At 33.3% G+C, this 15285-nt stretch carries 10 protein-coding genes; 1 reads left to right on the top strand and 9 read right to left on the bottom strand.

Annotation, left to right across the window (positions count from 1 at the left end):
* Complete coding sequence (locus PQO00_RS03830) at nt 1-1536, top strand: basic secretory protein-like protein (RefSeq protein WP_274183510.1); 1536 nt, start codon at nt 1-3, stop codon at nt 1534-1536.
* Nucleotides 1537-2013: 477 nt separating this feature from the next.
* Here the strand turns inward: PQO00_RS03830 and PQO00_RS03825 are convergent, their stop codons facing one another.
* The 9 genes from PQO00_RS03825 to PQO00_RS03785 all read right to left on the bottom strand — a co-directional run bounded on the left by PQO00_RS03825 (nt 2014) and on the right by PQO00_RS03785 (nt 15205).
* Nucleotides 2014-3897 carry a helix-turn-helix domain-containing protein gene (locus tag PQO00_RS03825; RefSeq protein ID WP_274183509.1) on the bottom strand — a complete coding sequence of 628 codons (1884 nt, stop codon included), beginning with the start codon at nt 3895-3897 and terminating at the stop codon, nt 2014-2016.
* Between the two features lie 683 nt (nt 3898-4580).
* Complete coding sequence (locus PQO00_RS03820) at nt 4581-4805, bottom strand: hypothetical protein (protein ID WP_274183508.1); 225 nt, start codon at nt 4803-4805, stop codon at nt 4581-4583.
* A 510-nt stretch (nt 4806-5315) separates the two neighbouring features.
* Entirely contained in the window at nt 5316-6464 is a 1149-nt protein-coding gene (locus tag PQO00_RS03815; protein ID WP_274183507.1) for an aldose epimerase family protein, read from the bottom strand.
* Between the two features lie 92 nt (nt 6465-6556).
* Nucleotides 6557-6805: a hypothetical protein gene (locus PQO00_RS03810; protein WP_274183506.1), complete on the bottom strand. Its 249-nt coding sequence runs from the start codon at nt 6803-6805 to the stop codon at nt 6557-6559.
* A 216-nt stretch (nt 6806-7021) separates the two neighbouring features.
* Complete coding sequence (locus PQO00_RS03805) at nt 7022-8194, bottom strand: glycoside hydrolase family 43 protein (RefSeq protein WP_274183505.1); 1173 nt, start codon at nt 8192-8194, stop codon at nt 7022-7024.
* 42 nt (nt 8195-8236) lie between these two features.
* On the bottom strand, nt 8237-9322 hold the full coding sequence (locus tag PQO00_RS03800; RefSeq protein ID WP_274183504.1) for a glycoside hydrolase family 2 TIM barrel-domain containing protein: 1086 nt from the start codon (nt 9320-9322) through the stop codon (nt 8237-8239).
* A 134-nt stretch (nt 9323-9456) separates the two neighbouring features.
* A complete protein-coding gene (locus tag PQO00_RS03795; protein ID WP_274183503.1) occupies nt 9457-10563 on the bottom strand; it encodes a glycoside hydrolase family 43 protein in 1107 nt (368 codons plus the stop codon).
* Between the two features lie 48 nt (nt 10564-10611).
* Nucleotides 10612-12123: a RagB/SusD family nutrient uptake outer membrane protein gene (locus PQO00_RS03790; protein WP_274183502.1), complete on the bottom strand. Its 1512-nt coding sequence runs from the start codon at nt 12121-12123 to the stop codon at nt 10612-10614.
* Nucleotides 12124-12133: 10 nt separating this feature from the next.
* On the bottom strand, nt 12134-15205 hold the full coding sequence (locus PQO00_RS03785; RefSeq protein WP_274183501.1) for a TonB-dependent receptor: 3072 nt from the start codon (nt 15203-15205) through the stop codon (nt 12134-12136).
* Between the last annotated feature and the right edge of the window lie 80 nt (nt 15206-15285).

The following is a 15285-nucleotide window of genomic DNA, read 5'->3' as shown; positions in this document are numbered from 1 at the left end:
ATGAAAAATACTTTTTTAGTTTTAATTGCTTCCACTGTTATTATTTTTGGTTGTGAGGAAAAAGTCAAAAATACGGCTCCTTTTAAACAAGGCTATAAAAACATTGTAACCGAGCAAACAATTATTAAAAGTGAACAACCTCATTTTAGTGAAACTGAAAGTTTAGAAAAACTATTTGATGCAGACAAAAACACAAAATTTTTAGTAAATCACCCAAAGAATACAATTACCATAGAGAATAAAAATAAAACAGTATTAAAAAAATATGAAATAACTTCTGCCAATGATGCTCCGGGAAGAGATCCCAAGGATTGGACATTAAGCGGATCGATAGATGGTACTACTTGGGTGGTTATAGACACCCAGAGTAACCAAGAGTTTAAAAAACGAGGCGTAACCAACAGTTATAAATTAGAAAATAACAACCAAGCATATTCTTTTTATAAGTTAAATTTGAAACATGCGCACACGTCTGTTTATGGCGATGACTATTTACAAATTGCAGAAATTAAATTGGTTGCATTGACCAATGAACCTATTTCAGAATTTACATCTAATATGAGTCGAGCAAAAATTAATGACACCATTCACTTTAAAGATATTTCGGCTAACGCACCAAATTCATGGCTATGGATTTTTGAAAATGGAACGCCAGGTACTAGTACATTACAAAATCCCAAAATAATCTATAGCACGCCAGGCAATCATAGCGTTACTTTAATAACGAAAAATAAATTTGGGGTAGACACGCTGTTAATTAAACGAAAAATGAAAGTATATGATCCCGAAAACCCATGGGAAGGCTTTTATTATCCTGAGATAGCATTAACTCCAACCGATACTATCTCCAAGGGCTACAAAAGAGCCATTTCTGTAATTCCTGATTTTAAGAAAGCTATTAATGAAGTTACTTTAGGAGTATGTAAACAATTGTACCGAAATATATCTGAAGTTCCCGATTTTGAAAAAGTAAATTTCACCTTTAACTGGAGTGATGTTTTAGCAGCTAGAGGCGGTAATGCCTCTGCTATGGAACTTTGGTTTAGTACTAAGTACATACAAAATGCTTTAAAAGACGAGCCCGATGATGCTGTTAAATATGAACTTTATGGCGTTTTATGGCATGAATTAACACATGGATACCAGTTTAGCCCATTTACGGCAGACAATCAATATAAAACCGGATATGATTATTTCGCTTTTTTAGAAGGCGAAGCAGATTTAGTACGAATTAATGCTGGGTACCATAAAACTAGACATCCAGATTTAGGCTCTAATGGTCATAAATATCTTTCTGGGTATACAACAACGGGCTTTTTCTTAAAGTGGATTGTTGATACTTATGACAATGACTTTATCTATAAATTCAACGCTTCTGTGAAAACTATAAAACCATGGAGTTATAAAGCGGCAATGAATCAAATTTTAGATAGGGATGTCGATGAACTATGGGAAGAATATACTAACTATGTAGCCGAGTATAATAAACGTAACAAACCCGTTAAGAAGAAAAGAATCGATTGGATTAATATATAGAGTATATCTCATAAAATATCATTAGTGTCCGACTAAAGACGTAAGACCGCTTCGCTATTTGAACCAAGAACAAAGACTTGATTGTAACTAACAGACAAACAGAGACTCCTCTATTGTTTCGACTGCTCAACCTGACAGTCAATATTAAGTTGTTGATAGTCAGTTTAATAACATTATGCTTACATCGAACTCACGTTAATTATAGTCTATAGTTTTTATCGGACAACAATAATTAAATAGAGAACTCATCTTGACTTTTTCTATTTCCTAAAAAATGGCTAAAATCCGCCCATATTTCGTTACTTTTATTATCCGTAGCAATGCTATGCCTTTCAAAAAGTGCCTTATTTGGACAAATTTTATCTCATTTTCGGTTAAACACAAAAAGTCAAGATGAGTTCATATAAAAGTTAAATATAAAGAGAACTGCAACCCGCTTTATATTTAACTTTTTTACTATAACCAAAAAAGGTTTATTCAACCAATTTCCTTTTCAGACTCCTGAATAAGTTCTTTAATAAAATAAGAAGGCAGTATACCTTGTCTTTTCTTAAATGCTGCATTGAAGGTATTTAAATTATTAAACCCAACCGATACCGCTATATAACTTAATTTACTTTCTCTAAAATCCTTTTCTTTAAGTAATTTAGTTAATAAATGATTAATCCTTAATTCATTGATATAGTTACTAAAATTAGACTTCTTTTCTTGATTAATAACCTGTGATAGATATTTGGGATTTGTTTTTAACTGTTCGGCCAATTTCCTTAATGTACAGCCTTGATCTGTAAAAAAAAGTGTCTTTTCCAACTTATCAAGCTTGTTTAATATTATATTTTTTACACTTTCATCAATGGTAGAAAAGCCGATTTTATCTAAAATTTCATTATCATTATTATTATCTATATTTGGGTCAGTCCCAGGGCTTAAACGTTCTAGTGCCTCAATCTTATTACGCATATGTAATTGGACTTTAGCGAGTTCTACCGTTTTAGTATATAAAAATTTGTTCTTGCTTTTAACTTTTAAATAAGAAAACAAAACAATTAGGCTCAAGGCTAGAATTCCTAAAAGGACACTTACTATAGTTCGCATTTTTGTTTTTTGGGCTTCGTTTTCGAGGGCCAAAATTTTTTGTTTTTGGGTGATCTCTTTTATCTTTCTTTGAGCTTCCAAAATCACAAATTTTTGTTCTTTTTCATTTGGAAAAAGAGAATCTTTTATAGAATTATGCAACGCCATATATTCAAAAGCTTTTAAAGACTCCCCGCTCTTTTCATATAAATCACTTAAAATTTCACTGGTTGACTGGACAACGTCAAAGGCATTGATGTCTTTTGCTGCACTTAAACTTCTCTCATAAGAATCAATAGCATTTATCGTATCTTTTTCTTTTAAATATAACTCCGCCTGTAAAATTAAAGCCCTAGGAATTCTAAATCTAAAATTATTTTTATAGTTCAATTCTAAAGCCTTTGATATGTGATTATGTGCTTTTTTGAATTGATTGCTTGAAGTATAAATATCCGACATATTCATGTATACAATACTTTGTATATAATCACCCGGAGGCGTTATTTTATTCTCCAATTTTAAATAAAAATCATAGGCATGTAATGCTCCTTTTGTATTTCCTAGCTTAAATAAGAGCCGAGCAATTTCATCAATCTTAAAATACAAATACTGAACTTCTTCCAATTTAATCGTATAATCAAGCCCTTTTAAACAATGATTTAAAGCTTTGGAATAATCTTCTTTTCTTAAATAACAATGTAATAAAGCACCATGTGCCTTCATCAATGTATAATTGCTGTTATCTTTTTCTCCTATATCTAATAATTTAAGAGACATATCTAAAGCAATATCATACGCTCCCCTTTCTGTATGAATTAAAGATTTTAAACAAATAACATCAGAATATACATGGGGATAGTCCTTATAATTTGATGGCATATTAATGGTGCCCAATAAATCAGTGGCTCTATCAAACTGACCATTAACAAATAATTGATAAGCATTGTTATAATTAGCCTGTAACGCTCCTTTTTTATAGCCTGAGCTTAAAGAGAGCTGTAAAGCTTTATTGTTACATTTATTTGCATATTTAGTGTTCTTGTATTTATAAGTAGTGTAAAGGTTGAGCAACAAATCTACCTTCCGTATATCACTGTCTTTCGCCACTTTTTTATGTGCGATACCCTTTGTAGGTTCTTTCCTTTTTCCTTGGTTAACATTGTCAATTAAGGCCTCAATCCGTCTAAAATAATTTTGTATGGAATCCTTCTGTGTTATTTGGGAATATCCCGAAACACAGCAATGAAATATTATAATTATTACGACTATTTTTAAAAATTTATTCAACTTAAAATTTTATACTTATTATACCTATTTAATCTTAATTAATGTGGTTATCAATAAGGCCATGCTTCATTATGAAACAGTTTTTTTGAATCGATCTATGGCCCGACCTAATTAATCCTACAATCAGGATTAACAGTCATTTTATCTTTACAAGTTAGGAAATCGCTCTTGTTTTTTTAATTATTCATCACAATAAATTTTGCATCATTTTTTTGTGTAAAAGTTATTGATTGTCCGTAATTTGTTATAGACCTAAAAATATATTGTTTTTGTCATCCCGAGGCAACGAGGGATCCCATTGATTATCAACAGATTCTTCACTTCGTTCAGAATGACAAAAATATCATTATGTATGATTACGGACATTCAGAAAAAATTAAAATAATTAAATGAACGAAACCCTTTAAAATGTAAATTTAAAACATAAATAGCAAAAAATGTTGCTAGCTGATACAATAAGCTAACTACCATCTACCATTATATTGTTATAGATTAAATATCATATATCTTATTTACCGAGCACAAAAAAGAACAGCAACAATAATAAAATTGCCACTGTCCCTTGACTAACTCAAAAAAAGTTATTTATAGCAACCTCTAATAGCCCTGGTTTTAAACAAGATTAGGGTTGTTAGCTTTAGGGCTCAGGAATTGGGAAGCATTTAAACAACTTATTTTTTTATCTATATGTTCTTGTTGTACATAAGTATTGTACATGGTGCTATTGTTTTTTTTCCTTTTTTTGTTGTTACTAAGATATAGCTAAATCCATATCTAGAATTTGGATCACTACCATTAACTCTCATAATAACCAACCCCGCTACTTTACCCTCAACCAGATCCACAGCATTTCGAACCCGACCGTTATTAAAATCTCCTTCTTTCACACGAGTTATTGCGGAGGTCACTTCTTTTTTAAAGAATTTATACCAATTATGAATTAAAATGAGCTACAGAAAACGATATTGCTTATTTGTTTTTGCCTGCTGCGTGTTATTTGCATAGCCTAAGCTATGGAAATGAGGAGTAAAGTGATAAAACGAATTAATGAATGTGTTTGAATTGCGTATTTTAATTCATAATTGGTATTAATATGTCATGACAACGAATGTACATAGTAAGGGGTCAAAAATGAGTTTATAAATACAAAAAGAACCCTAAAATTCATGAATTTTAGGGTTCTCATCCACCTTTGAGGTTGCTCAAATATTATAAATCACTCTTTTTTACCAAAACATAAAATTAGAGCGATCTAGGTTATTGTCATTTTATTTTCTTTTATTTCCAATGATCTAAAACTAGGTCCCTTAAAAACTACATTTTTATTGTACTCTTTATTAAGCGCCATGGAGGCTGCTAGTCTTTCACCTACATCTTATTTGTTTTTGGGGTGAATATCCTTTGGGTATAACTCGTGTTTATTTAGACGTTGAAAACTTATAAATACAAATAGAATAATATTGTTTTCCGGGATTTAATACTGTAGAAGGAAAATGTGAGTTATTTGGGCTATCTGGAAAATGTTGTGTTTCCAAACAAAACGCTGTTCGGTATTTATAGGCTTTTCCGTCTTTACCTTTTATACTACCATCCAAAAAATTACCACCATAGAATTGTAGCCCAGGTTCGTTTGTAAAAACTTCCATGATTCGTCCAGAAACAGGTTCTTTAACCTTAGCGGCATAATTAAGCGCTTCTAAATTTTGATTTAATACAAAATTATGGTCGTAACCAAATCCATATTCTAATTGTTGATTATTATCATTAACTCGTTTTCCTATGGCCGTTAGCTTTTGGAAATCAAATGGTGTATTTTCAACCGTAGTAATTTTACCAGTAGGTATCAACCCCTCTTTTACAGGTGTATAGTACGGTGCATTTATAAGAAGTTGATGGTCATTTATAGTACCATTCCCATGGCCTTTAAGATTAAAAAATGAATGATGTGTAAGGTTAACAACGGTAGTTTGATCGGTTGTTGCCCAATATTCAACTTTTAATTCATTGTTATCTGTAAGTTGATAAATGACCTTAATGCTTAATGTTCCTGGATATCCTTCTTCTAAATCTTGGGAGATATAGTGCAACTCTAAAGTTTGTTCATCTAATTGGGTTGCTTCCCAAATGACTGAATCGTAACCTAAATTACCTCCATGAAGATGATTCTCTCCATTATTTTTTGCAAGATGATATTCCTTACCATTTATTGAAAACGTTCCATTTGCAATGCGATTTCCATAACGTCCAACTAAAGCACCAAAATATTTTTCTTTAGAAGTTAAGTAATCATCTATATTTGAATGTCCCAATACGATGTCTTCAAAATGGCCTAACTTGTCTGGAACCCATAGAGAAACCACCTTACCTCCATAGTTTGTGATTTCGGATACCAAACCATCTTTATTTTTTAAAACATACAGGTTTATTAGCTTTCCATCCACCTCTTTTTTAAAGGCGTCTTTGTTTAATAGCTTAATTTCATTTGTTTTAAGGCTTAAGTTTTGGTCTTTACAGGCACTACATATAAAAAGAATTGCTAATGGTAAAACTACTTTTTTTAAATACATTTTCTATAGGGTTTATTATTTAATACTACTATCTACTTTTTCACTATTTAATCCTTTGATTGTAAATTTGAGATCTCTAGCATCCAAATCGGTTATTTAAAAAAGGAATGATGCCCAAGCCCATAAGCACTAATATCAGGGTTAGAGTAAAAAACTGTATTAGCACTCACAGTCCACGGGTCTATTAAAAGATTAAAAGTATCGTCTATTGATAACATGCGTAGTTCATAATCTGGAGTCCAACACCCATTTGCTGAATACACCATAGATTGACCAACAGACAGATTATACAAACATAATGTAAATGAAAGAATTACATAGTTTCGTAATGAATTTTTCATAATTGTTTTCTGTCTTTTAGCTAAACAATGTCCCAAGTGTGCTAAGAACAAAATCTATAATTGTCCATTATCAATTATTAGGTGGTGTATTTATAGTTAGATTATGGGCCGGTATTGTAAACGTTTTCTCTTATTAATAAAACCTACTCGTTTATTTCCTGTATTTTTGAATTAGTGGTTCTAGAAATACAATAACTTCATTTTTTTATTTTAAACTTATAATTGACCTTCTTTGGTTATAAGTAAATTTTGTGGCTCGGTAGTTGGTCCCAAAACTTTTAAAGTACCATCTGGTAAGATTTCCATTTCATCTATAAATACAACTCGCTTTTCGCCTGTTTCTGTAGTTCTTCCATGATAAACACAGTACATTTTCCCTATACTATCAAGAAATAAAACGCTGTTATGTCCAGTCCCCGTTACATCCCCTCCTTTATCAGAGTTTTTTTCTAATACAGGGTTATTGCTAGATTTTATAAATGGTCCTAATGGAGACGTTGAAGTAGCATATCCAACAGCATAATTTTCTCCAGCATAGTAATTTGCCGAATACATAATATAATATGTGCTGTCTTTTTTAAAAGTAAATGAACCTTCTGTCCATCTTCGGTTAATTTCTTTAGATGTCACAGACCTACTTTCCCATTCGGCATTCACATCACCAAGTTTAACCGGAGGTCTTAAAAGTAGTTTAGGCGTTCCTATAACCGACATAAAATCTGGACTGAGCTCTACACCATATACCCAACTTTCTTCTATTTCTTCAAACAGGTTTTCTTTTTTAGCCCATTCTTGAATTTCACTTTCTACAGGGTGTTTATAACAAACCCTAGAATAGTATAAATAATATTTACCATCACTATCTTGAAATACATTAGCGTCTATAACTGGGTAGCCAGGTTCAAATAATGGTCCATCTTTTAAGTCTGTAAATGGCCCCGTAGGCTTATCGGAAACAGCAACACCTATATGGAAGTTCTCTTGTTCATTAGTTGGATTATGCCTCCAATTGGCACTATAAAACAAATAGTATTTACCGTTTACCTTATAACATTCTGGTGCCCAAAAATCACTTATACACCAACTATCTGCTTTATTTCCTTGATATATTTGATTCTCATATTTCCAATCAATCAAATTTTTTGATGCGTACACTGAAAAGCCATCAACAGCTCCTCCGCCAGTACCATATAAATAAAATGTATCGCCATCGTCCAGTATATACGGATCGCCAAATTTAACATTGAGTGGGTTCTTATAGGTTATGGTATCAATAGAAGCCATTTTATTTTCTTTATGTTTTTTTGCTTGCTTTTTACAGGAATAAAAGCTTGTTGCACCTATTAATCCAATAAGAATAAATATTTTATTAAAAATGCCGTGTTTCATGATTTTGTTTTTGATAGCGAAAAATCCTTTATTATATAACGATTAATCTTTTGATGTTAATTTTTTAATTAGGTCCACTTCATCTTGACGGTATGGTGTCCCATCTTTTCTAAATATGTCATGGAACCATTCGATAGGTTCTTCCCCACTTTCAATGGGCTTATCCCACTCGTATATAGTATTTGTCTTTCCCGCAACAAGTCCCCAATTTATAGCTCCAATTTTTTCTTCCTTTAGTATGGGGAGTATGTTTGAAAACCTACTGTTTCTTGTTCTTGCCATGTATTCTGTACATACCATTGGCCTTCCATGGGTTTTAAGTAGATTAAGTACCTGCAAGTGATCTCCGGGCTCACCATAATGATGATAGGTAATGATATCAGAATTTAATGCTTGAATCTCATTAACTTCTTGAAACCTTTTTTCCCACCGCCATATGCCAGCAGTTAAAGGCTGCAAAGGGTTCACTTCTCTTGCCCATTTAAAAACGGCATTTAAAAGATTGACCGAAGCGCTAAACTTCCCACTGTTTCCAGGCTCGTTATATAAATCCCACATTAAAATTCTTTTATCCTTCTTAAAAGTACCGATAACATCCTTCACGTACATTTCTAGTTCAGGAAAATTTTCTAACTCTTTTGAGGCTGGGTCTCCAGGGTCTTGCACCCATCCCGAATTATGAACACCAGGTTTAGGCTCAGGCTGTATTCCTATTTTTGGGCTTTTACCCCATACATCATCAAAAATGACAAACATTGTTTTTATATCATTCTTGTCTGCAATTTGAAGGTATGTCTCCATTCGATTTTTAAAACCCGATGGATCAACCTTATAAGCAAGACTATGGAGATAAACACGCATCGTATTAAAGCCTATTTCTTTGGCATACCCTAACTCTTTATCTATGGTTTCTGGATCAAAAGTACGCTCTTGCCACATCTCCAGTTGATTAATTGCTGTGCTAGGATTAAAATTTGCGCCTACTATCCAATTATGGTTGGCGTACCAAGAATTGGCTTTCTCTCTAGACCATTTATCGTTTATTACTGTGCTGGCGGTATCTGAATATTGAGAATAACAAAGCGTTGTTAAAAGCAAAATACACACGTTTAATAATAGTTTTTTCATTTTATTACTTTTAAAATTCGATTACTGATAACATTTTTACAGATAGCCCATCTATCCAATCCTGTATAGATGGGCCGTCATAATTAAAACTAACTCAATAAACTCAAATGCTAGTTAAGGGAAAGCAAAAAGCTTTATTCTCCACTAGGCTTTAATAAATCTTTATTAAGGGATTCGGGAATCCCTAAAACGGGGAATCCATTATTCTCCCAGGTCATTTTTTGCATTCTAACGGTCCTACTATTACCGCACCCTTGATTTGCTAATGGATTAGCATGGTACAAAATCCAATCTTCTGTACCATCAAGAGATTTAAAAAATGAATTATGACCAGGTCCAAAAGCATTACCCAAAGTATTTGAAACAAATAGAGGATTGTTATTTGCCCGCTCCCAAAGATCGGGATTAAGCAAATCGCTATGCTCATCAGTCCATATTAACCCTATACTATAACCATCGGTCCAACAGCCTCCTGCGGAATAAAATATGAACAACTTGTCATCCTTCTTTAAAAATTGAGGACCTTCCGTAACTGTTGGAAAGACGTTATTAGTTTCCCAAGAATCAGTTGGTTTAATAAGACAAACCCTTTCTCCAACTACTGTCAAAGGATCCTGCATTTTAGCTATATATACATTTTGCTGTACATTGGTATTTCCTTCCCAACCTGACCAGATAAAATAATATTCCCCATTTAACTCGAAAGGCGATCCATCAATAGCCCACTTGTTATCAGGAAGCAACAATTCTCCTTTATCTTCCCATGTTCCCTGAAATGGATCATTGGAGGTGTTCTCTAAGACCCACATTTTGTGGTTATCATTATTCCCGTCGCTGGCTGCATAATACACATACCATTTACCATCTATTTTGTGTAATTCTGGCGCCCATATTTCTTTGGAATTAAAACCAGAAGCAGGAGGTGTCCAAATAACCTTTTGCGCCCCATTTTTAAGATCAGACATTTTACTGGTTCTTCTTAAAGTAATATTATAACCAGTTGTAAACGTTACAAAATATTCTTCTCCATTTTTAAAAACCCATGGATCTGGCCCTGAATCCAAAATGGGGTTTCTAAATGTTGTATTATCTACTGGATTATCTACCGGATTCTCCTCAGGCGGTTTCTCTACCTCACCTGAGCCACTGCTACATGATACACAAGCACTAAAACATATTAGTGAGAGACATAGTATAATAAAATGTATGCGATTCAATATTTTTTTTATAAGTAGTTTCATGTAGCAATATTAATTAATAGGTATACTTTTAGCATTATATATATTCGGTTACCACATTGGGTTTTGATCCATATTAGGGTTAATATCCAAATCTCGTTGAGGAATAGGCAATAGCTCATGTTTACCAATTATAAAATTGTTAAAACCAGGATCTTTATCGCTTAATTGCGACCCTAAATCTCCCCATCGTTTTAAATCGTTCCAACGATGGCCTTCACCCGTCAATTCCATTAAGCGTTCGTGTTTTAATTGGTTTAAGAATTCTTGTTGGGACATCCCTGTTGCTAACGGAGCTAAACCAGCTCTGGCTCTTACTCGATCAACATATTGATAAGCATCATTTGTACTTCCAATGGCATTTAAGCATTCAGCATACATTAAAAGAACATCTGCAAATCGAATAAATCTATAATTATTGATGCCTCTAAAACCTTCGAAATCTCTTGTATGATCGTGAAGGAATTTTCTAAAAAATACTCGCTCACTATTACCATACCTATCTTGAAAAGATTGACCATACACCATAGTAGCAGTTGGACCAGCCTCATTAGTATGATCATATAAGAATGTAACAGGAAGCCTTGGATCTCTTTCATCTGAAATTGTTCTTTCAATTTCAAATTCGCCTACAACCCATCTAAGCGCCTCAGCATCAGTAAATCCTACACCAGGAGGTCCATAAAATTGTCCTATAGATGTACCGTAATTATGATTTGCAGTGTCTACATCATTATCTGTACCTTCAGTTGGGTTTTCTATATAACTCCACTCAATTATTGACTCTTGGTTAAATTCAGTGCTTACCTTAAAATTGTCATAATAATCTGCAACAAGATCATAAACATTTAAACCTTCTCCAGTAATAAAGTAATCTAGGGCTATTTTTGCCGAATTATAATCTTGCATTTGCATATAAGCTTTTGCCAAAAGAGCATTTGCTCCTCCTTTGGTTATTCTCCCTATATCATTATTATCACTATAACTTATGGGCAATCTATTAGCGGCTTCGGTTAAATCACTTGCTACCTGAGACCATACTTCAGCTTCAGAAGCGTTGGGTGATAAATCTGTTGGTTTAGATGGTTCCAATTGCAAAACTACATTACCCCACAAGCTCGCCAAATGATAATAGTGCATACCTCTAAAAAAATAAGCTTCACCTAATATTCTAGATTTTAAATTTTCATCCATATTGATATCGGGGACATTCGCAATGACTTGATTTGCTCTATTAATTCCAACATAATTATCAAAGTATACATCAACCGCAGGGCCAAAATTAGAATCTGGTTGTATAAAATTGTTCAAAGCATTTGCTAAATCACTCCAAGGGCTGAAACTTGCACCCACATCCGAACGCAGATCATAGAACATGGGTTGCCATCTTGAAAACCCTCCCCTATGAAGTGTACTATAACAAGCATTAACTCCTTTGATAGCATCAACTTCATCTTGCCAAAAACTCTCATTGGTAATTTCATTAGGGTTCACTATATCTAATTCGTCTTCACAAGAATAAAGACCAACAGTAACAAATAATAGAAATAATATTTTTTTCATTTTGTATTTTTTAAAATTCAACATTTAAACCAATAGAAAAAATTCTACTTGAGGGCCAATTCCCGTTGTCTACACCCCTTTCTAAAATTCCATTACCCTGTACATCAGGATCTAACCCTGAATAATCGGTAATGGTAAAAAGATTTTGTGCACTAGCATATAGTCTTAATTTGGACATTCCTATTTTATTAACTAAATTCTCATTCATATTATATCCTAACTGAATATTTCTAAGTCTTATATAAGAGCCATCCTCTAACCACCTGTCAGAACTAAACCTAGCGTTATCAACAAGTCCTTGATCTCCTGTAGCAACTCCGATTCTTGGGTCACTTGTATTTGTATTGGTTGGTGTCCATGGATTTATATCACTTCTAAAGTTGGTATTTTGATATGAATCCAACTCCCTTCTTACACTATTAAATATTTCATTGCCAAAAATCCCTACGAATTGCAAACTCAAATCAAAATTTTTATAATCTGCTGCAAATTGCAATCCTGTTTGCAATGTCGGCCAAGGAGAAGAGCCACTAAAATCCCTGTCTTCGTCAGTAATACTTCCATCACCATTAACATCAATAAACCTAATATCTCCTGGTTGAGCAAATGGTTGGATAGGATTTCCATTCAATGAATGTGCATCAATTTCTGCTTGACTTTGGAAAATACCGTCTGTTCTTAACAAGTACCATTGTCCAAGAGGTTGCCCTACTTTAGATCTGGTTAAGCCCGTTTGTATATAATCTATTCCTTCCCCTTGGTTTCCTACCTCTTCCACTCGGTTCTTTATTGTAGTAAAGTTCAAACCAATCTTCCATTTAAAATCTTTTTTACGGTTTGAATAGTTTGCATCGAATTCAAATCCAGAATTTCGTATTGAACCAGCATTAACAGGAGGGGTTCCACCTAAATTACCAAGATATTGGGCTATCGGTAAATTAGTCACCAAGGCATCCTCAGATAATGTATTATAGTAGGCCATTGATAATCTTAAACTGTTATCGAACAATGAAGTTTCTAATCCGTAATTTTGGGTTTTTCTATTTTCCCATCTTAAATCTGGATTAACCAAAGATGCTTGGTAGGAGCCGACTTGAGGAACACCTCCTAATATAGCTCTAGTGCTATTATTTATAGTGCCTTGCCAGTCAAATGATCCTAAGGTAACAATACCTAATTCTCCATAAGATGCATTAATTTTTAAATCATTTATCCAATTAGAATCAAAAAACTTTTCTTTACTTATTCTCCATGAACCTGCGATAGATGGAAAGAAGCCAGTTCTATTTTCTTTACTAAAACGACTATCTTTATCTAGCCTTCCTGTTAAAGTTAAATAATATTTGCTATCGTAGTCATAATTTATTCTTCCTAAATAACCAAAAGTCCTATAATCATCGGTAGTAGCTCCCTCACTGTTGGGAGTTCCTGTAGTAGAGTTTATCTCTGTAAAAATTTGGTCTCCCAATTCGGTTATCTCACTTCGAATAGCTAATGAAAAATCCCTCTTTGTTTGTTGATCTGAAATACCTATTACACCATTAAAGTTATGGTTCCCAAAACTTTTATTGAAATTAAGTGTATGCTCCATTAAAAAGCTTGCAAAACGAGATCTATTATCTGCAATAAAACTTGGTCTTTGAGCTGCGTTAAATTGGGTGATTCCATTACGTCTAATACCTTTTGAAAAATCAAAACTTGCTTCTACTCCTGCATTGAATTTATAACTCAATCCTTCAAGAATATCTACTTTTATAAAGGCATTACCAACAATTTTGGCATAGTTTATTTTTTCACGTAGAATATCGGCAACAGCAACTTGGTTTTTCGCAAATGTCACGGCATCAACATTACCAATTCCCCATCCTCCAGGGTTTAGATCACTAATAAAATTATCACCTCTAACAGGTATTACAGGTAACATAACTGCCATATCAAAGAAAGGGTTTCCTGTATCGAATGAGCCTAATGGCTGTCTTGTATTTGAATTTGAAAAAAGGATATTTTCTCCAAATGTTACTTTTCCCCTAGTCATTTGAGTATTTACCCTGAAGGAAGATCTTCTAAATGAACGCCCTATTAAAACGCCTTTATTTTCAAAATGACTTCCCGATACAAAATAAGAAGCATTATTACCACCTCCAGATAGAGAGATATTCAAATCAGTCGTATTACCTGTACGAACAATTTCATTTTGCCAATCGGTATTAATGCTTGGATCAAAATTCGATTCCACAGATGGTGGAGGTGTTAAACCGGAGTTGTTATAACTAGTTATTTGCATATCCGCAAATTCCCTATTATTCATTAAATCCCATGTTTTAGGAATTTCCTGAACACCTGTATTCACAGATAATGAAACCTTAAGTGGCCCTTCTTTTCCTGATTTAGTTGTAATGATAATGACACCATTAGCAGCCCTTGAACCATAAATAGCAGCTGCTGATGCATCTTTTAAAATTTGTATGCTTTCAATATCATTGTTGTTGATCGTTTGATTTGCATCAGCTATCATACCATCAATAATGTACAATGGACTAGAATTCACAAAACTCGATGTCCCCCGGATTTCTATTTGGGAATTTTGGCCTGGTTGCCCACCATTTCTAACAGTTACTCCAGACGTAAGCCCTTGTAACGATTCCGCTAAAGAGTTTGATACAATTTTATTAGAATCATCTGGATCAATGATTGAAGTTGCTCCCGTTAAATCCGATTTGCGTATAGATTGATAACCAATAACGACAATTTCATCCAAACTATTACTGTCTATTTCAAGAACAATGTTTATGGTTGTCCTACCATTAACTGGTATTTCCTGTGTCTTATAACCAAGATAACTAATACTTAATAAAGAGTTCGGAGAAACGCCGCTTAAGCTAAAATTCCCATCAAAATCTGCTGATGCCCCATTGGCTGTACCTATATTTATAACGTTAGCTCCAGCCAAAGGAACGCCATCTGTATCCTTAACCGTTCCTGATATATTTATTTCGCCTTGTGCAAAACTGTTTTGAAATAAACATATAAAAAGTAACATCAAAAATGTTCCTTTAAATGTTATTGTATTGCTTTTTTTCATTCGTTAAAAATTTAGTTGTTAGTATTTGTTTAGCAAGTAATGTCCAATATTAATAGATGATTCTAAAAAACAGTTTTCAT

The organism is Flavivirga sp. 57AJ16 (assembly GCF_028736925.1).
Classification (GTDB): domain Bacteria; phylum Bacteroidota; class Bacteroidia; order Flavobacteriales; family Flavobacteriaceae; genus Flavivirga.
The sequence above is the reverse complement of the archived record's forward strand: the minus strand, read 5'-3'. Positions and strand labels throughout refer to the sequence as shown.